Source organism: Hydrotalea lipotrueae (assembly GCF_019249625.1).
In the GTDB taxonomy this organism is placed as follows: Bacteria; Bacteroidota; Bacteroidia; order Chitinophagales; family Chitinophagaceae; genus Hydrotalea; species Hydrotalea flava.
Map to the genome: position 1 here is coordinate 237119 of NZ_JAESDL010000002.1, position 16765 is coordinate 253883.

A 16765-nucleotide genomic window follows, 5' to 3' on the forward strand; every position below is an offset into this window, starting at 1 on the left:
AAAGAGGCACCCCATTTGAAGCGCCTTTTTTGTATTGACTCAACCCAAAAATTTGTCCTTTATTTCCAAGGTACCAGATAAGCCACAGTAAAACCAATTACACTATTGGCAAAGCGGGTGCTTCCTGTTGGGTATATATTGCCAAACCCATTGGTTAAGGTGGCTTTGAACTCAAATTGATGGTATGCCAAACCAACCAACACATCATACCCAAAATCAAGCGGCTTTACATAAGTTGTGCCCGATGTATAATAAGGATTATTAGAGAATTTTACTTTATTATTTACAACAGTAGTATTACCTGAAATCTCTTCATCTGTACCTTTTTCTGTACCTGAAATGCCTACTGCACCATAAAAACCGGCACCAACCAGAGCCTTCAGTGTTTTGTTGAGTGGAATACTATATTGTAAATTCAAGGGAATTTGTATATAATTAAACTTAGAGGTAGTACTGGCACCCGTAGTAGCAAAAACAGTTTTGTCTTTCCTGCCACCTTTTTGGAAGAAGATTAAACCCGAGCTGGCAGAGAAATGTTTATTCAATGTTTGTTCAGCAACAATACCAGCCTGAAATGTAGGGATTCGGGAAAGATTAAAATACTGAATATCACTTCCTTGATCAATGAATCCACTGGTATTATACCCAACTTCTACCCCTAATTTTAATTGGGCAAATGATGCGGTTGTACATAGGCAAAAGATAATTAAAAAGAATTTCCTCATAAATTTTTATTTATTAATAGAGTGCAAAAGAACATCAAAGGCTGCGAAGTTATGCGTAAAAAAATGTTAACAGTTGCCCATATTTTCAAATATTAAAAGCAAGAAGTACAACTTTTTTAAAGAAATTTGATTCGCAAAATTGCGTAACCATAAGTGCCGGCGCCTTATTTCATACCAAAAAATCATTGATAAATGGTATTGCCTGCATCGTAAATAACATCTATTTTTATCAAAATTTAATTTTTTCTTCAACCTATATAGCATGGATTTGCCTTATTTCTTTGAGCAGGTGCTTCCAAATAAGCATCAAACTATCCGCTTAAGTGCAGAAACACATAAACACAGTGCACAGGTACTTCGCATGAAACCAGGTGATGGCTTATTACTTACCAATGGCAATGGCTTACTTTGTAAAGCCACTATATCAGAAACCGATAAAAAACAAACACTGGTTACCATTACTGAGCAGGTACAACACCCCCAACCTGAAAGAAAAATTTCAATTGGCCTTTCCTTATTAAAAAATGCAGGACGATTTGAATGGTTTTTAGAAAAAGCAACTGAACTGGGTGTTTATGAAATTATTCCCCTGCTCTGCAAACGAACCGAAAAACAACATTTTAGATACGAAAGAATGCAACAAATTACCATTGCGGCTATGTTGCAAAGTAAACAAACTCGGCTGCCGGTTTTACAGCAACCCACTACCGTTTACAGCGTTTTATCACAACAAAAAAATAGTTGCAAACTAATTGCGCATTGCCACGAAGGGCATAAACAAACCATCCAAAAATTTCATTCGGAAAAAGAAATATGTATTTTAATTGGCCCCGAAGGCGATTTTACTGAAGAAGAAGTAGCACAAGCCATACAACAGCAATTTATACCCATTACTTTAGGTACCACCCGGCTAAGAACCGAAACCGCAGGAATAGTGGCCGCAACATTATCTATTTTGAACTAATTGAAATTATGCATAAAATCTACTCCTTATTTTTATTGAACAAACAGAACTTTCTCAAACTATTGAAACCCTACCGCTTGTTCATCATAAAAAAACCTCAACAAATTTCAAATACAAAATTAATCTGCCGGTTAAGCGCTATTGCAATGCTATTCAGCATTTGTTGCTTCAACACCTCCTGCCATTCAGGCAAAACAAAAGAAGTATTACGCGATACTTCAATTACCTACCATACTTCGTACAACAATTTGTTTTTCGACAGCATGCACCTGCAGGCTTTTTTAGATACGAATCCTGACTTACAAAAATTTACAACCCAATACAACGATTTTTATAAACAAAGAAATTTTGAATATGCCTGGTTCGACAGTACCAGCGTGGCAGAGCAGGCTGCTAATTTTATGAACCTGCTAAATAACAGTATTACCCATTTACAAGACAGTAGTCTGTACAATAAAAAACTTGTAACCAGTTATAATGAAATATTACAACACAAAAACAAGGTTTCCAGACAAAATATTTTGAATACAGAATTACTGTTAACCGGACAGTTTTTTGCTTATGCTGCACAAACGTACAAAGGCAGCGATATTGATGCAACCACACTTGGATGGTTTATACCGAGAAAAAAAGTTGACTTAACTGCTTTGTTAGATTCCACCATTAAATATAAAAATGCAGCACCTTATATTCCGCTGAACAATCAATACAACCAATTAGAATCATTTTTGGAAAAATATATCAGCTTACAAAAAAACTATCCTACAGATAGCATTCCCTGCCCTTCTAAATTATTGAAACTTTACCAGGCAAATGAAATTATACCAACAATTAAGTACCGCTTGTTTTTACTCGGCGATTTATCTCATAACGATTCTACCAATTTGTTTGACAGCAGCCTACTGATAGCCGTAAAACATTTTCAAAAAAGAATGGGATTGTTAGAAGATGGCGTAATTGGGAAGAACATGATAGAACAATTAAATGTGCCCATTGCCGAACGCATCAGGCAAATTTTGGTAAACTTAGAACGCATCAGATGGATGCCAGCAGATAGTGACAGTGATTACATTATTGTAAACATTCCCGAATACAAATTGCATGTTTATCATGATGGGAAAACATTGTTTAACATGAATGTTATTGTAGGAAAAACCACCAACAATACCGTTATTTTTAATGGAAAATTGAAATATATTGTTTTTAGCCCTTATTGGAATGTACCACCCAGTATTGTACAAAAAGAAATTTTGCCGGGTATGAAAAAAGATCCCAACTATCTGGCAAAAAACAATATGGAAATAACCGGTACCAGCAATGGATTACCCATTGTTCGGCAAAAACCAGGACCCGGAAACTCATTGGGTTTGGTGAAGTTTTTATTTCCCAACAATTTCGATATTTACTTACACGATACCCCCAACCATGAATTATTTGATGCCACAACACGCACATTTAGTCATGGTTGTATCCGCATCAGTAATCCTAAAAAATTTGCACAATATTTATTAAGTGCAGATACGGCGAGTGTTTATACGAATAAAGTAATTGACAGCCTGATGCATTTAAGCAAGGAAAAATGGGTAAGCTTACCCCAACCGATACCTGTTTATATTGTTTATTTTACTGCCTGGGTAGATGCCGATGGGCAATTAAACTTTAGAAAAGATATTTATGGCCATGATGCCAGAATGAAAGAGAAGCTTTTTATGAAACAGGAAAAAAAATAAAATTTCGGCCTCTTAATTGCTCTTTTTTCCTGACACCCAATGCATAAAATGTGCAGTTAATAATAAATTAATGGTTTTGGAATATAAAAAACCGTAATTTCAAAAAACTTAATTTTTATGCATTGGAGAAAATTCAATGGAGAAAACATCCATCTTCCCATCAAAAAAGCGGTGGAAGAAGCCATTAAAAAAGAAAGAGCAAACGGCACGCGGTTAAAAGTATGCATTGGTACCGACAGCCAGGTAAAAGGAGAAGATACCGAATTTGCAACTGTAATTGTTTTTTTAAGGGAACACAACGGTGGTTTTATGTACATCCACAATGAAAAAACCAAGCAGAAATTTCACATCAAAGAGCGCATGTTACAGGAAGTAGCCAAAAGTATTGAAGTGGCTTATGAGCTTTGCGATTTGTTTATTGCCTGGGATGTTGAAATGGAAGTACATGCAGACATTAATACCAATCCCGGTTTTAAAAGTAATGATGCTTTAAAAGAAGCAATGGGTTACATTCTCGGAATGGGCTTTGCATTTAAAGCCAAACCCGAAGCCTTTGCCAGTAGTTGTTGTGCCGACAAAGTGGTGAATTAATATTCATCCTTTACTACAAATTTGTTTTCAGCAACTATAAAAGTTGTTGTGGCAAATGCACCGCTTTACTTTACAAAAATTACCTATTCTATCTAATCATCTCATTCTCTGCAGCTCTTAAATTATTTTGTTCAATAAAAAGTAGTACTTCTTCTCTGCCGGTTTTCTTCTCGGCACTGGTTATAAAAACCTGTGGCAAAAATTGCCAGGTTGACTTTAAAGTATCTATAAACAATTGCACGTTTCTGGAAACTACACCCGGTTTTTCTTTATCGGCCTTTGTAAAAATAAGGCTAAAAGGCACTTCCCATTTGTCTAACTGATTCACAAATTCAAGATCATTTTTTTGTGGTGCATGCCTGCTATCTATCAACACCATTACCTGCAATAAATTAGGCCGTTTTCGCAAATAATTTTCAATCATCTGCTCCCATCGCCTTCTATCGGTTTGTGAGCGTTTTGCATAACCATACCCCGGCAAATCAACCACATACCATTGCTGCTTTTGCTTTTGCCTGGTACTGCTTTCCACTAAAAAATGGTTAATCAGTTGTGTTTTGCCGGGTGTTGCCGATGTTTTGGCTAGGCTTTTTTGCCCGGTAAGCATATTGATTAGGGAAGATTTACCTACATTACTTCGGCCAATAAATGCATATTCCGGTTTATCGGCCGGTGGACACTTATCGAATGAAGGAGAAGAAATAAGATATTTTGCTGTATGAATAATCATGCTGCAAAATACAATAAAAAAAGGCCAACAGTTATAAAACTGTAAGTCCAATTTATGAAGATATGAAATGGTTGTACTATTTTTTACGTTTGGGCATTACCAAACTATCTGCAGGGTAGTGTGCTTTAATAGAATCGCGAACCGCATCAAACCAATTATACAGGGTTCCTTTTTCAGCATCCGTTAAAATTGCATCGCGATGAATGAGCGTATATGATTCTAAGGGCATTTCTCCTTCTTTAATTTGTTCCTTACAATCTTCCAATCGTTTATATTGTTTAGCCACTCGCATTGAAGTAAAATCACTGAAATTTAAATGCCGTTTTCCGGATTTTACATGGTCATCTAAAAACCAGGCTACCGGTTGAATATTGTTATACCAAGGGTAACGGGTATTATTGGAATGACAATCATAACAAGCCTTTGAAAGAATTGCTTCTACATTTTGTGAAACTGGATAATGCAATTTAATATCAGCAGGCAATGTCTCAACTGACTGGTTTTTAGCCGGGCGAATAAATTGAATAATGATAAATATACCTAACAAAACCAGGATAAATCGAAGTATAATTTTTTTCATGTGTCGTATTTTTATAGATAAAGTTTTTAAATCATTTAATCATCCCGACCATTTTATCATTCAACTCATCTTCCTTCAAGCAATTTTATAAAACAATGCTGCACGCTAAAATCAAAAGGTGCAGCATTATCATTGCTTTGCTAAAAATAAGTATTCCCTTTAATCAATCAAAATATTGCCTGTCATTTCTTTGGGAATAGGTAATTGCATCATTTTTAAAATGGTTGGAGCAATATCACCCAACTTACCGGGATGCAAATTTCCATGCCAGTTATTATCTATTACAAACAGTGGAACCAGATTTAAAGAATGTTGTGTATTCGGCGTTCCATCCTCATTAATCATGTTATCGGCATTACCATGATCGGCGGTAAGAAAAATAATATAATCTTGTTTTAATGCAGCTTCTACTACCCTTTTTACGCAGGCATCTACTGTTTCTACTGCTTTAATTACGGCAGAGAGTACCCCGGTATGTCCCACCATATCTGCATTGGCATAATTCAAACAAATAAAATCGGTATCACCTTTTTCTATTTCAGGAATGAGTTTATCTGTTAATTCAACTGCACTCATTTCAGGTTTTAAATCGTAAGTGGCCACTTTGGGCGAGGGTACCATAATACGTGATTCGCCCTCAAAGGGAACTTCCCTTCCCCCACTGAAAAAGAAAGTAACATGCGGATATTTTTCAGTTTCAGCAATTCTGATTTGTTTCTTTCCGGCAGCAGCCAATACTTCGCCCAAAGTATTGTTCAGATTATCATTTTCAAAAATAATATGTACATTATGAAAGGTTTTGTCATACTCCGTCATGGTAGTATAATCAATTTTCAAAGCATGCATGTTAAAGTCAGGATGATCGTTTTGGGTCAATACATCGGTAATTTCGCGGCATCGATCCGTTCTAAAATTAAAACAGATGGCCACATCACCATCCTGAATAGTTGCCACCGGTTTATCATTTTCAAAAATTACCGTGGGTTTAATAAATTCATCAGTAATATCTGCAGCATAAGATTGTTCGATGGCATGAACCGCACTGTTAGCCGTATTGCCTGTACCCATTACCATGGCATTGTAAGCTAATTGAATGCGCTCCCAACGTTTATCTCTATCCATGGCATAATACCTTCCGCTAACGGTGGCAATTTTACCTACGCTGGTTGTTAAAAATTGTTGCAGGTCTTGCATAAAGCCTAAACCGCTTTTCGGATCACAGTCGCGCCCATCAGTAAATGCATGAATATATACTTCTTTTAATCCGTTTTCTTTACAAACATTGCATATTGCTTTTAAATGACTAATGTGGCTATGCACACCGCCATCGCTTACCAAACCCAGCAAATGCAAAGGTTTTTGTGCATTTTTGGCTTTTGAAATAGCTGCCAGCAGGTGTGCATTTTTGGCAAATGATCCATCGCGAATAGCTACATTTATACGCTGTAATTCCTGATAAACAATACGGCCAGCTCCTAAATTAAGATGCCCTACTTCACTATTGCCCATTTGTCCATCAGGCAACCCTACTGCTTCACCACAGGTTACTAAAGTTGTATGCGGATATTGATTGTACAAGGAGGTTACAAATGGCACATTGGCCTGTTGAATGGCATCGGCATGTTTATTCTTTCCGAGCCCCCATCCATCCATAATAATTAGTATTGCTTTCTTGCTCATAGCTACAAAGGTACTCAATTTGTTATTTCACCTTCCTACCCCTAACTTTAACTTTCGTTAAACATTTTATTTGGCATGTTTTTAGTGTAGGTTATATTATAAATTCAGTGTTATGAAAAAACTTTTATTGTTAATGGGTTTAGGAGTGGTTATGGCTTCTTTTACCTTTCAGAGTGATGTATCGGAAATTGTGAACGCCCTGAAGAGTGCCAATGCAGAAAGTGTATCCGGTTATTTTGACAGTTATATAGATTTAACCCTACCCGGTAAAGAAGAAGTTAAAAATATAGGGAAAAATCAGGCAGGGATTGCATTAAGAACATTTTTTAATGATGCCGGCATTCAAGGTTTTGAACTTACTTCACAACGGGAAGCCGGTACCACTATGTACATGGCCGGAAAATTAAATGGGAAAAACAGGGGATATAATATTACACTGTTATTAAGAAACAAAGATGGGCATCACCAAATTATATCCGTCCGAATAAATTAAAGCTTTTCTAAAACCATTCATATAAAGCTCTCTTAATTTTCGAGGGCTTTTTTTATGAAACATATTATATTGCCAACATGATAAATTTTGAAGAAAGATTAAACCATTTAATAATAGAAGCATTAAAAGAAGATATTGGTGATGGAGATCATACAACACTTTCGTGTATTGCAAAAGATGCTAAGGGTAAAGCCGTTTTAAAAATTAAGGAAGCAGGTATTTTAGCCGGGGTGGCAGTGGCACAAAAAATTTTTCATTTTGTTGAACCTGAAGCCGAATTTGAAATTTTTAAAGAAGATGGCACCGCTATGCTACCCGGTGATAGAGCATTTGAAGTAAACGCATCAGTACGCACTATTTTATCGTGCGAAAGATTAGTTTTGAATTGTATGCAACGGATGAGTGGAATTGCTACACTTACACATGCATTTGCAGAAAAAATAAAGCACTATCGTACGCAATTATTAGATACAAGAAAAACCACACCTAATTTCAGATTATTGGAAAAAGAAGCAGTGCGTATTGGTGGCGGTACCAACCACCGGTTTGGTTTATTTGATATGCTGATGTTGAAAGACAATCATATTGATTATGCCGGAGGAATTGAAAATGCCATTAACCGCTCTTGGCAATATGTACAACAACATCCGCATTTAAAAATTGAGATAGAAGCTCGAAATGTAAACGATGTAGCCACAATTTGTAAAGTAGGAAAAGGTAAAATTTTTAGAATATTATTAGATAATTTTACCCCTATTCAAATTGCTGAAGCATTACACATCATTCAACAGCAATTTGAAACTGAAGCCAGTGGTGGTATTCATTTAGAGAATATAGAAAGCTATGCGGCTACAGGAGTGGATTATATTAGTGTAGGCGGATTAATTCACCAGGCTAAAAGTGTGGATTTAAGTTTAAAAGCAATGTTGTTATGAACAAAAAAAACAAAACAGATATAAGAGGTTTTGTATACAGTACAGATCCGCAGTTTGAATTTGTACACAACAATGAAACGAAAGCAACACTGCCGCCGGAAAAACAAAAACTAACCATACATTTAGATACCAAGCACCGGGGCGGTAAAACTGTTACCATCATAAAAGGTTTTATTGGAACAGAGGATGATTGTGTTTTATTAGGCAAACAACTGAAACAATATTGTGGCACAGGTGGCAGTGTAAAAGATGCAGAAATCATTATTCAGGGCGACCAGCGCGATAAAATATTGCAATGGTTGCATAAATACAGCTATCAACTTTCTAAAAAAGCAGGCGGATGATACTGAATGCAACAGGTGCTATTTACTATTTTTATGTAATGCTTTTTGCAGCAGCATTCTTTGCATTGTTTTATGGCATTGCTGTTTTGTATAAAGCCGTACATCATAAAGCTGTTATTGCCATGGTTTGCATAATAGTAGTTTCGTTTTTTACCACTGGTAATATTCCAGTGAATTAACTTAACGTTCATTGTATTATAAATCCAAGGCCAACCGCAAACGCTCTTTCAACTCTTTTAATAAGGGATATTTTTCAGCCATTTTCTCAAAACGTTGCTTACTGTTCAACGAGAGTTGATCAGGTACTTCATCTGGAATCGTGTTTTCTACCAAAATATGAAAACGAATGCCTCTGTTATTGAATGCCTGCTGAATAAAATCGGTTAGCTGCATTTTTTCCTGTTCAATAAATTTTTGTTGCGTTAAAGCCTGAACGGTTACAGAAAAGCACACCTCATCTATCAGTTCTAATTTTGCCATTTTTAAGGTTCCAACGGTAGCAGGTTTTCCGCCATCTTGTTGCAGCTTTTCACAAAAATCATTCCAGCAGGCTTTTAATTTTTCTATCTGCAAATCTTCTGCTTCCTGCACCTGCAATACTTCAACATCTTCTTTTACTTTAGCCCTTAAAATATCTAAGAGATTTTTTTTATTATCTGTTTGTAGTGTTTGCTTGAGAATCTTTTTTTCAGCAGTAGTTTTAGGCTCCTGAACAACCGATTGCGGTAACGGCGCTGCAACAGGTGTAGCAGGACACTCTTGCTCAATCATTAATTTTGCAGCGGGTGCATTTGTTGATTTTGGAGGATGGTATTGCGGAATGGTTTTTTGCTGCAATGCAAAAGGCCTATCCGTTATTTTTTTTTTTACAACCGACCCTTGTTCAGTAAATAGTTGTATGGCTTGTTGCAAAAAGCTGAGTTTAATGAGGCACAACTCCACATGCAGCCTTTTATTGCGGGCCATTTTAAACTGTATTTCTGCTTCATTCAAAATATTTAAGGCACTAATTAAATAAGAAGCATCTACTGCATTGGCTGTAGCAGCATACTGTTCCTGCCTTCCTTCCAACACATCTAATAATACTGCAGCACGGGCATCTTTACACAGCAATAAATTTCTCATGAAAGAAGCAAAGCCATTCAGCACCAAATCGCCCTCAAAACCTTTTTGGTTAATTTCTTCATACAACAGCATGGCGCCAGCCATATCCTGTTTGTATAAGGCATCTAAGAGTTTAAAATAGTAATCGTCATCTAAAATATTAAGATGTTCTACCGTGTTTTGATAAGTTAACACCCCATTGGTAAAACTTACAATTTTGTCCAGAATACTCAAAGCATCCCGCATACATCCTTCACTTTTTTGAGCAATGAGTTGAAGAGCAGTTTTCTCGGCAGATATATTTTCTTTTTCAATAATTTCTTCTAAATGTTCCACCGTATCGATAATGGTAATTCGTTTAAAATCGAATATCTGGCAACGGGAAAGAATGGTGGGTAAAATTTTATGTTTTTCGGTTGTAGCCAGAATAAAAATGGCATAAGAAGGTGGCTCTTCCAGCGTTTTTAAAAAAGCATTGAAGGCACTGGTACTTAACATGTGTACCTCATCTACAATGTATACTTTGTATTTGCCTGCCTGCGGTGCAAAACGAACCTGATCAACCAGATTCCTGATATCTTCCACCGAATTATTACTGGCCGCATCTAATTCATGAATGTTCATTGAATTACCTGCATCAAAAGAAACGCAACTGGTACAGGTATTACAAGCCTCTCCTTCAGGGGTTGGATTGGTACAGTTAATGGTTTTGGCCATAATACGGGCACAAGTGGTTTTGCCTACTCCTCTTGGGCCACAAAACAAAAAAGAGTGCGCTATCTGATTGTTTTTAATTGCATTTTTTAAAGTGGTAGTAATATGTTTTTGGCCCACAACCATATTAAAATTTTGTGGGCGATACTTACGTGCCGAAACAATAAAATTTTCCATACAAATTGCAAGATAACAAATGCAATTTCAATCGGGGCAACAGAAAAAAGTTATGTGCAAAAATTAACCCTTCTTACACCCGATTTCACCGAAAAACACAATAAAAAAAATTATTTTTTTAAACCGGCAGCATTAAAATCCATCTGAAGGAACAAACAACAGATGATGCGGCAGAAAAAAGTAGGTTTTTTATTCATAATTGCAGTAATATTGGTGGGCATTTCCGGTTTTATATATGCAGGCCATCCACACCCGCCTAAAAAATTTCCCTACCTGCAAATGGGTTTTACGAAAGAACAGGCTGCTGCCTATTTGCTGAACAGATTTACATTTGGTCCAACGCCGGGCCAAGTTGATGCGGTTGCAAAAGAAGGCATTGAACACTGGTTTTACAGACAATTGGAGGGAAATGAAAATGATGCTGCCTTAGCAAACCGATTGCAGGCTTTACATCTTGATGCTGCCAATCTTTCATTAGAAGAAATGGCAAACACCTACCCCAATAATGGTGAAGTAGTGGCATTGGCAAGAAAGATGGGAGTGATAGAAAACGGGAACACTTCCTTCAGTAAACAAGCTTACCGCGAAAAACTAAAAGCTTTTATGCAGCAACAGGGCTATAAACTCATTGCTGAGTTAGAAAGGCAATTAATTGTACAAAAAATTATCAGAGCCGCATATAGCAACAACCAGTTGCAGGAAATATTAACTGATTTTTGGTTCAATCATTTTAACGTATCGCTCACCAAACCCAATTGCGCTCCTTATGTATTGGCTTATGAACGCGATGCCATACGACCACACATACTTGATAATTTTGATGTCTTATTGCTGGCTACAGCGCAGCATCCGGCCATGTTAACCTATTTAGACAATGCTCGTAGCGTTAGCAACAATAATCCGATGGAGGAAAAACGGTTAGAACACATGGCCAAAACACTAAACAATTTCAATACAGTATTGAAGAACCGTGCTTCGCAGGGATTAAATGAAAACTATGCAAGAGAAGTAATGGAGTTGCATACCATGGGTGTGGATGGTGGTTATACACAACAAGATGTAACAACTTTAGCCAAAATACTGACAGGATGGGGATTGTATCCTATGTTTAAAAATGGACCAGCCTATCAGCTCATGGAAAAGTCTTCACCGGAACAATTGGAAAAACGCGGCTTTGTTATACAAAATGGTTTTTTGTTCCGGCCAAATAAACACGATGATACACCCAAAACTTTTTTAGGAAAAAATTTCCCGGCCAATGGAGGTTATCAGGAAGGCATTACTGCTTTGGAAATAATGCTGGCACACCAACCCACTACTGCAAAATTTATAACAACAGCACTGGCAAAACATTTTGTAAGCGATACACCTTCTACAGCTTTAATCCAAAAAATGGCGCAGACTTTTTTAAAAACCAATGGCAATATAAAAAGCGTTTTAATTACCATGGTAAATAGTCCTGAATTTTGGAATCCAAATAATCAAAGAGCCAAAATCAAATCGCCTTTTGAACTAGCCATTAGTACCATTAGAGCTACGAATGCACAAGTAAACATGCCTTATCAAATTTTTTACTGGTGCAATAAAATGGGACAAAAATTTTATTATTATCAGGCCCCTACCGGATTTCCGGACAGAGCCGACTATTGGATTAACACCGGATCATTATTAAGCAGAATGAATTTTGGATTAGCTTTCGCATCACAAAAAATTTCCGGCATTACAGTAAACCTGGCTGCATTAAACAACAACCACGAACCTGAAAGTGTTGATGCTGCTTTACAAACCTATAGTGCCATACTGTTACCGGCCAGGGATAATACACAAAATATCCAACGCATTGCTGCTTTAATTCATGATGAAAACCTGAATAACAAAGTAGAACAGGCAGCTCAACAACAACCCAACAACAATAATGAACATGTTAAAGAAATGGAGTCCTACCATTCATTACAAACAATAGCTGTACAAGAAATTAAAACAACCAACAATGCACCATCCTTAAATCAGGTAGTAGGTATTATTATAGGATCACCCGAATTTCAAAGAAAATAAAAAAAATATTTATGGATAGAAGAATATTTATGCGCAATGGGGCATTGGCCTTATTTGTAGCAGGCATTGGCGGTGTTCCCAACTTTATTGCCAAAGCCGCCACAGCAGGCAACAAATTCATCAAACCCTTTCAAAAAAGAAAAACACTGGTGTGCATTTTTCAGCGGGGCGCAATGGATGGATTAATGGCTGTTAGCCCTTATGCAGATCCTAATTTAAAAATGATGCGGCCAACATTATATATGAGTCCGGCTAAAACCGAAGGCAGTATGATAGACTTAGATGGTTATTTTGCCTTACACCCATCCTTACAAGCCTTTGCGCCTTTATTCCAAAATAAACAATTAGCCATTGCACATGGCGTAGGCAGCCCCAATCCCACCCGCAGTCATTTTGATGCACAGGATTTTATGGAAAGTGGTACACCTTTTAACAAAGGAACAGAGAGCGGCTGGTTAAACAGAGCCATTGGTTTAATGGGAAAACCTGCTACCCCGTTTAGTGCCGTAAGTATAACGAGTGCCTTACCCAGAAGTTTTTATGGCAGTAATGAAGCATTGGCTATTAGTAATTTAAACGATTTTGCCATTCAAATGCGGGGCAACCCATTGGCCGGTAAATTAGCTGTACATTCATTTGAAGCATTGTACGATAATACAAGTTCGCAATTGTTACAGAAAACCGGAAAAGAAAGTTTTGAAGCCATGAAGATGTTGAATGTAAATAACCTGAAACAATATGCGCCCAAAACCGGTATTGTTTATCCTAACTCAGCATTAGGGAATGCTTTAAAACAAATAGCTGTTTTGATAAAAATGGATGCAGGATTAGAAGTGGCTTTTGCTGAAAGCGGTGGTTGGGATACCCATGTAAACCAGGGAACTGAAAATGGAATTTTAGGCCGAAATCTGAAAGATTTTAGTGATAGCATTGCAGCCTTTTGGGAAGATATTGCCGCCTATCAGGAGGAAGTAACCCTTATGACCATGACTGAATTTGGCCGAACAGTGCATCAGAATGGTACCGGCGGAACCGATCATGGTAGAGCAAGTTGCCTTTTTGTTTTGGGGAATGATGTGCAGGGCGGAAAAGTTTACCACCAAATTAAAAGTTTGGTCAAAGAAGATTTGGAAGACCAGCGCGATTTACCAGTATCAACCGACTTTAGAAGTGTATTTAGCGCAGTAGCCAATACACACTTAAACATTCATCAAAACAATATTTTATTTCCTGAATGGGATGGTAACGGTATACCCATTATGCGTTACAGTTAATGCACATCTAAAAAAGTTTAAGCAATGCAACGGCTTATTGTTTATATTCCATAGGCGGATGCCTTTCAAATGGATACTGATTGGTATCAAAAATATAGCGATACGTAATCAGGCGGCGACTTTGTACAGCGCCTAAGCTTTTGTAGATATTAATCATTTTAGGATTCCAGTCGCCTGCCCACCCCATTTCGTAACTTTCATACCAGCCTTTTCCCTGCACCAGCAAAGCACTTTCATAAATTAAAAAACTATCAATGCCCAATGCCTGGTATTTGGGTATAACACCAAACGCCAGTCCGGTTAATTTTTTACAGGTACCGCGTTTTTTCATCCACAATAATTGCAGTTTTTGCCACCATCCAAATTTTCCTTTAAAAAATTTAAAATACTGGTTCACATCCGGAATATTAATAAACATGGCAATGGGCTCATTATTGTAATATGCAAACCATACCATCCGTGGATCCATAATAGGCTTCATACTTTGAAACAATTTTAATACCTGATCCTTGGTAATTTCTTTTGCTTCGCCGTGTTGTGCCCAGGCCTGATTGTACACTTCCGTAAAATCTGCAGCATATTTCTCCAATTCATTCAAATTTGCATGGTGGGCTTCGTATCCTTTTTTTGCTTTAAACTTTGCATGTCTTTCAGCAAATCTTGCCGGAAGCGGATCATCCACATTCATGGCATAATAATACTGATTATAATAATTTTGAAAACCATAATCCTCAAATAATTTTTGATAATAAGCCGGATTAAAACTTAAACCATACACCGGTTCTTTATCAAATCCTTCCACCAGTAAACCCCACCATTTGTTTCTGTCGCCAAAATTAATGGGGCCATCCATCGCCATCATCCCTTGTTGTTGTAGCCAGTTCTTAGCGGTGTTAAATAAAAAATTTGCAGCTTTCTGATTATCAATACAATCAAAAAAACCAATTCCACCAGTGGCAAAATCGGTTCCTTTGTTTACATATTTGGTATTGGTAAATGCAGCAATTCTGCCAATGGCTGTACCATCATCATCCAGTAAAATCCAACGTTGAATGGTACCATATTTAAACAATTTATTTTTCTGCTGATTAAATACTGCCTCCACTTCATGATTGAGGGGCTGTATATAATTCGGATTACCGGCATTCATGGCCACATTCACTTCTAAAAACGCTTTTATGTCTGCTCCTTTTTGTACTTGCTTTATTTGCATAAGAATTGCCTGTTTCTATCACAAACGAATATAGTTCATTACAAAGCTGTTTAAAAAATAAAACCAATTTAATATTGATTTGTAGATAGCAACACCAATGTACAAGCCTCTAAACATTGAATGTTTTTTTCTTTTGCCATTTGGCATAATTCCGGATTTTCTGCACCTGGATTAAAAATAATGCGTTTGGGATGTAGAGAAAAAATATAATCGTATAAAACTGTTTGAATAGCCGGATTAACATAAAGCGTTACCGTATCTACATTGCTTTCTGCAGGATGTGTTGTAATAATGGGCACCGCACCAATATGCCCCGGCTTATTACCAATGGCTATTACCGGGTGACCATGCTGTGTAAGCCGATCAACTGCCAGATAACTATACCTTGCCGGATTTTCAGAAGCACCTATTACCACCGTTTTTTTCATACCCTATAAAATTAATGAACTGCAAAGTTACAGTAAGGTTGCCATCTAAGCCATAATACAGTATATCTGATAAACAATACGCAGCAATTACCAGAACTAATTCTCAATGAAAGCATATTAAAATCGTAGTAACTGCCGGTTAATAATTTTTACCGAAGAACCTTCGGCCAGAAATACAGATTGCGGTGCTTGCGATAAAACCGGTGTAAAAGCTGCTCCGTACAATGCCGCTGCATTACAATGAATTTTATAAGCTTGAACAGGATAAATTTGCCAGGATGGATGTATTACCTGATAAGCAGATGTAACCTGAGCGGCTCGTTTGGTATACACATAAAAATTTTATGTAATAAAACTTGATTTAGAATTCGGAAAAGCCCAACAGGGCGTCGCATCAACATTTACATGTATTCCATTCCATTCATTTGCAAGTTTCCATTCATAGCGAATCAGTATGTTTTTATCATTGCTTTGTATGGTGTGGCGCATTAGGGGGTAATGGTAATGTTCGCTGTACATTAATCGGGCAACATAAGTAATCATTCTTTTAGGAACAATTTCATTAATGAATACTACTCTGCTCTTCCAGGTTATTCCCTTTTTTAAAACGAACATAAAAACGCAGGTTAAATTCTTCGAATTGCCGATAAAAAGAGATGGATATACCTTTTAAAGCAGTATTTGTAAAATAAAAGCCCACCAAACTTACATAGGTATTTCCTTCAAAATAATCCAATTTAGTACCGGGCGGTACATGCGGTATTAAAATTTCAGGTGAAACAATATAGTTACAAAAAATCAGGTACTTCTATTCTGTACTTAAAAAAATGCTTTCACTTTCAATCATAATTACTATAACAGAATGCAACACCTGAGGTTGAATACTGCAGAAAAAATAGATGAACACACCTTGAATCCTGTTTCATTTTAAAAAAAAATAATAAAATATTTTATTGTTGTCCGACTAAAATTGTAAAATAATGGTTCAAACCCTTTACAGAACCATATTTCAGCCGATTTCAAAAGAT

At 36.8% G+C, this 16765-nt stretch carries 19 protein-coding genes; 9 read left to right on the forward strand and 10 right to left on the reverse strand.

Translation table 11 applies throughout. The annotated features are described in order from the left end of the window. Positions 1 to 59: 59 nt before the first annotated feature. Positions 60 to 725 (reverse strand): porin family protein, encoded by a 666-nt coding sequence (locus JK139_RS03015; RefSeq protein WP_074421325.1) that lies wholly within the window; start codon positions 723 to 725, stop codon positions 60 to 62. 262 nt (positions 726 to 987) lie between these two features. On the opposite strand from JK139_RS03015, the gene JK139_RS03020 reads away from it, so the two are divergent. From JK139_RS03020 to JK139_RS03030, 3 genes are all read left to right on the forward strand, one after another. Continuing rightward, a complete protein-coding gene (locus JK139_RS03020; protein WP_068247562.1) occupies positions 988 to 1689 on the forward strand; it encodes an RsmE family RNA methyltransferase in 702 nt (233 codons plus the stop codon). Between the two features lie 8 nt (positions 1690 to 1697). Beyond that, positions 1698 to 3419 (forward strand): L,D-transpeptidase family protein, encoded by a 1722-nt coding sequence (locus tag JK139_RS03025; protein WP_218330554.1) that lies wholly within the window; start codon positions 1698 to 1700, stop codon positions 3417 to 3419. A gap of 117 nt (positions 3420 to 3536) precedes the next feature. After that, on the forward strand, positions 3537 to 4010 hold the full coding sequence (locus tag JK139_RS03030) for a ribonuclease H-like YkuK family protein (protein ID WP_218330555.1): 474 nt from the start codon (positions 3537 to 3539) through the stop codon (positions 4008 to 4010). Between the two features lie 88 nt (positions 4011 to 4098). Here the strand turns inward: JK139_RS03030 and yihA are convergent, their stop codons facing one another. From yihA to gpmI, 3 genes are all read right to left on the reverse strand, one after another. Continuing rightward, the gene (gene yihA, locus JK139_RS03035) at positions 4099 to 4740 is read right to left on the reverse strand and encodes a ribosome biogenesis GTP-binding protein YihA/YsxC (protein WP_218330556.1); all 642 of its coding nucleotides are present in this window, start codon (positions 4738 to 4740) and stop codon (positions 4099 to 4101) included. A 76-nt stretch (positions 4741 to 4816) separates the two neighbouring features. Then, positions 4817 to 5320 (reverse strand): heme-binding domain-containing protein, encoded by a 504-nt coding sequence (locus JK139_RS03040; RefSeq protein ID WP_218330557.1) that lies wholly within the window; start codon positions 5318 to 5320, stop codon positions 4817 to 4819. A 159-nt stretch (positions 5321 to 5479) separates the two neighbouring features. Continuing rightward, positions 5480 to 7000: a 2,3-bisphosphoglycerate-independent phosphoglycerate mutase gene (gpmI, locus tag JK139_RS03045; protein WP_218330558.1), complete on the reverse strand. Its 1521-nt coding sequence runs from the start codon at positions 6998 to 7000 to the stop codon at positions 5480 to 5482. 112 nt (positions 7001 to 7112) lie between these two features. Here gpmI and JK139_RS03050 point away from each other — a divergent pair, with 112 nt between their 5' ends. The 4 genes from JK139_RS03050 to JK139_RS03065 all read left to right on the forward strand — a co-directional run bounded on the left by JK139_RS03050 (position 7113) and on the right by JK139_RS03065 (position 8951). Beyond that, positions 7113 to 7493, forward strand: coding sequence for a DUF4783 domain-containing protein (locus tag JK139_RS03050; protein WP_218330559.1), 381 nt, complete (start codon positions 7113 to 7115; stop codon positions 7491 to 7493). 77 nt (positions 7494 to 7570) lie between these two features. After that, complete coding sequence (gene nadC / locus JK139_RS03055) at positions 7571 to 8428, forward strand: carboxylating nicotinate-nucleotide diphosphorylase (protein WP_218330560.1); 858 nt, start codon at positions 7571 to 7573, stop codon at positions 8426 to 8428. Continuing rightward, the gene (locus tag JK139_RS03060; RefSeq protein ID WP_218330561.1) at positions 8425 to 8772 is read left to right on the forward strand and encodes a translation initiation factor; all 348 of its coding nucleotides are present in this window, start codon (positions 8425 to 8427) and stop codon (positions 8770 to 8772) included. Before nadC ends, JK139_RS03060 begins: the two co-directional genes overlap by 4 nt. Next, a complete protein-coding gene (locus JK139_RS03065) occupies positions 8769 to 8951 on the forward strand; it encodes a hypothetical protein (protein WP_218330562.1) in 183 nt (60 codons plus the stop codon). Before JK139_RS03060 ends, JK139_RS03065 begins: the two co-directional genes overlap by 4 nt. Before the next feature lie 16 nt (positions 8952 to 8967). On the opposite strand, the gene JK139_RS03070 is transcribed toward JK139_RS03065, so the two are convergent. Then, positions 8968 to 10767 carry a DNA polymerase III subunit gamma/tau gene (locus JK139_RS03070; RefSeq protein WP_218330563.1) on the reverse strand — a complete coding sequence of 600 codons (1800 nt, stop codon included), beginning with the start codon at positions 10765 to 10767 and terminating at the stop codon, positions 8968 to 8970. A 165-nt stretch (positions 10768 to 10932) separates the two neighbouring features. Between JK139_RS03070 and JK139_RS03075 the strand changes: the two genes are divergently transcribed. After that, positions 10933 to 12822 (forward strand): DUF1800 domain-containing protein, encoded by a 1890-nt coding sequence (locus JK139_RS03075; RefSeq protein WP_218330564.1) that lies wholly within the window; start codon positions 10933 to 10935, stop codon positions 12820 to 12822. A gap of 11 nt (positions 12823 to 12833) precedes the next feature. Further along, the gene (locus JK139_RS03080) at positions 12834 to 14096 is read left to right on the forward strand and encodes a DUF1501 domain-containing protein (RefSeq protein ID WP_218330565.1); all 1263 of its coding nucleotides are present in this window, start codon (positions 12834 to 12836) and stop codon (positions 14094 to 14096) included. Positions 14097 to 14130: 34 nt separating this feature from the next. On the opposite strand, the gene JK139_RS03085 is transcribed toward JK139_RS03080, so the two are convergent. The 5 genes from JK139_RS03085 to JK139_RS15820 form a co-directional block, all read right to left on the reverse strand. Next, positions 14131 to 15309: a hypothetical protein gene (locus tag JK139_RS03085; RefSeq protein WP_074420556.1), complete on the reverse strand. Its 1179-nt coding sequence runs from the start codon at positions 15307 to 15309 to the stop codon at positions 14131 to 14133. Positions 15310 to 15377: 68 nt separating this feature from the next. Beyond that, entirely contained in the window at positions 15378 to 15737 is a 360-nt protein-coding gene (locus JK139_RS03090) for a CoA-binding protein (protein ID WP_074420557.1), read from the reverse strand. Between the two features lie 117 nt (positions 15738 to 15854). Beyond that, positions 15855 to 16070, reverse strand: coding sequence for a YqjF family protein (locus tag JK139_RS15730; RefSeq protein WP_081301346.1), 216 nt, complete (start codon positions 16068 to 16070; stop codon positions 15855 to 15857). Positions 16071 to 16079: 9 nt separating this feature from the next. Further along, positions 16080 to 16352, reverse strand: coding sequence for a DUF2071 domain-containing protein (locus JK139_RS15735; protein ID WP_081301347.1), 273 nt, complete (start codon positions 16350 to 16352; stop codon positions 16080 to 16082). Then, a complete protein-coding gene (locus JK139_RS15820) occupies positions 16300 to 16539 on the reverse strand; it encodes a DUF2071 domain-containing protein (RefSeq protein WP_353744828.1) in 240 nt (79 codons plus the stop codon). Before JK139_RS15820 ends, JK139_RS15735 begins: the two co-directional genes overlap by 53 nt. Positions 16540 to 16765 lie beyond the last annotated feature (226 nt).

Excerpts from the sequence above, each read along its gene's own strand:
- JK139_RS03015 (WP_074421325.1), bottom strand. The coding sequence starts at position 725 with ATGAGGAAATTCTTTTTAATTATCTTTTGCCTATGTACAACCGCATCA.
- JK139_RS03020 (WP_068247562.1), top strand. The coding sequence starts at position 988 with ATGGATTTGCCTTATTTCTTTGAGCAGGTGCTTCCAAATAAGCATCAA.
- JK139_RS03025 (WP_218330554.1), top strand. The coding sequence starts at position 1,698 with ATGCATAAAATCTACTCCTTATTTTTATTGAACAAACAGAACTTTCTC.
- JK139_RS03030 (WP_218330555.1), top strand. The coding sequence starts at position 3,537 with ATGCATTGGAGAAAATTCAATGGAGAAAACATCCATCTTCCCATCAAA.
- yihA (WP_218330556.1), bottom strand. The coding sequence starts at position 4,740 with ATGATTATTCATACAGCAAAATATCTTATTTCTTCTCCTTCATTCGAT.
- JK139_RS03040 (WP_218330557.1), bottom strand. The coding sequence starts at position 5,320 with ATGAAAAAAATTATACTTCGATTTATCCTGGTTTTGTTAGGTATATTT.
- gpmI (WP_218330558.1), bottom strand. The coding sequence starts at position 7,000 with ATGAGCAAGAAAGCAATACTAATTATTATGGATGGATGGGGGCTCGGA.
- JK139_RS03050 (WP_218330559.1), top strand. The coding sequence starts at position 7,113 with ATGAAAAAACTTTTATTGTTAATGGGTTTAGGAGTGGTTATGGCTTCT.
- nadC (WP_218330560.1), top strand. The coding sequence starts at position 7,571 with ATGATAAATTTTGAAGAAAGATTAAACCATTTAATAATAGAAGCATTA.
- JK139_RS03060 (WP_218330561.1), top strand. The coding sequence starts at position 8,425 with ATGAACAAAAAAAACAAAACAGATATAAGAGGTTTTGTATACAGTACA.
- JK139_RS03065 (WP_218330562.1), top strand. The coding sequence starts at position 8,769 with ATGATACTGAATGCAACAGGTGCTATTTACTATTTTTATGTAATGCTT.
- JK139_RS03070 (WP_218330563.1), bottom strand. The coding sequence starts at position 10,767 with ATGGAAAATTTTATTGTTTCGGCACGTAAGTATCGCCCACAAAATTTT.
- JK139_RS03075 (WP_218330564.1), top strand. The coding sequence starts at position 10,933 with ATGCGGCAGAAAAAAGTAGGTTTTTTATTCATAATTGCAGTAATATTG.
- JK139_RS03080 (WP_218330565.1), top strand. The coding sequence starts at position 12,834 with ATGGATAGAAGAATATTTATGCGCAATGGGGCATTGGCCTTATTTGTA.
- JK139_RS03085 (WP_074420556.1), bottom strand. The coding sequence starts at position 15,309 with ATGCAAATAAAGCAAGTACAAAAAGGAGCAGACATAAAAGCGTTTTTA.
- JK139_RS03090 (WP_074420557.1), bottom strand. The coding sequence starts at position 15,737 with ATGAAAAAAACGGTGGTAATAGGTGCTTCTGAAAATCCGGCAAGGTAT.
- JK139_RS15735 (WP_081301347.1), bottom strand. The coding sequence starts at position 16,352 with ATGTTCGTTTTAAAAAAGGGAATAACCTGGAAGAGCAGAGTAGTATTC.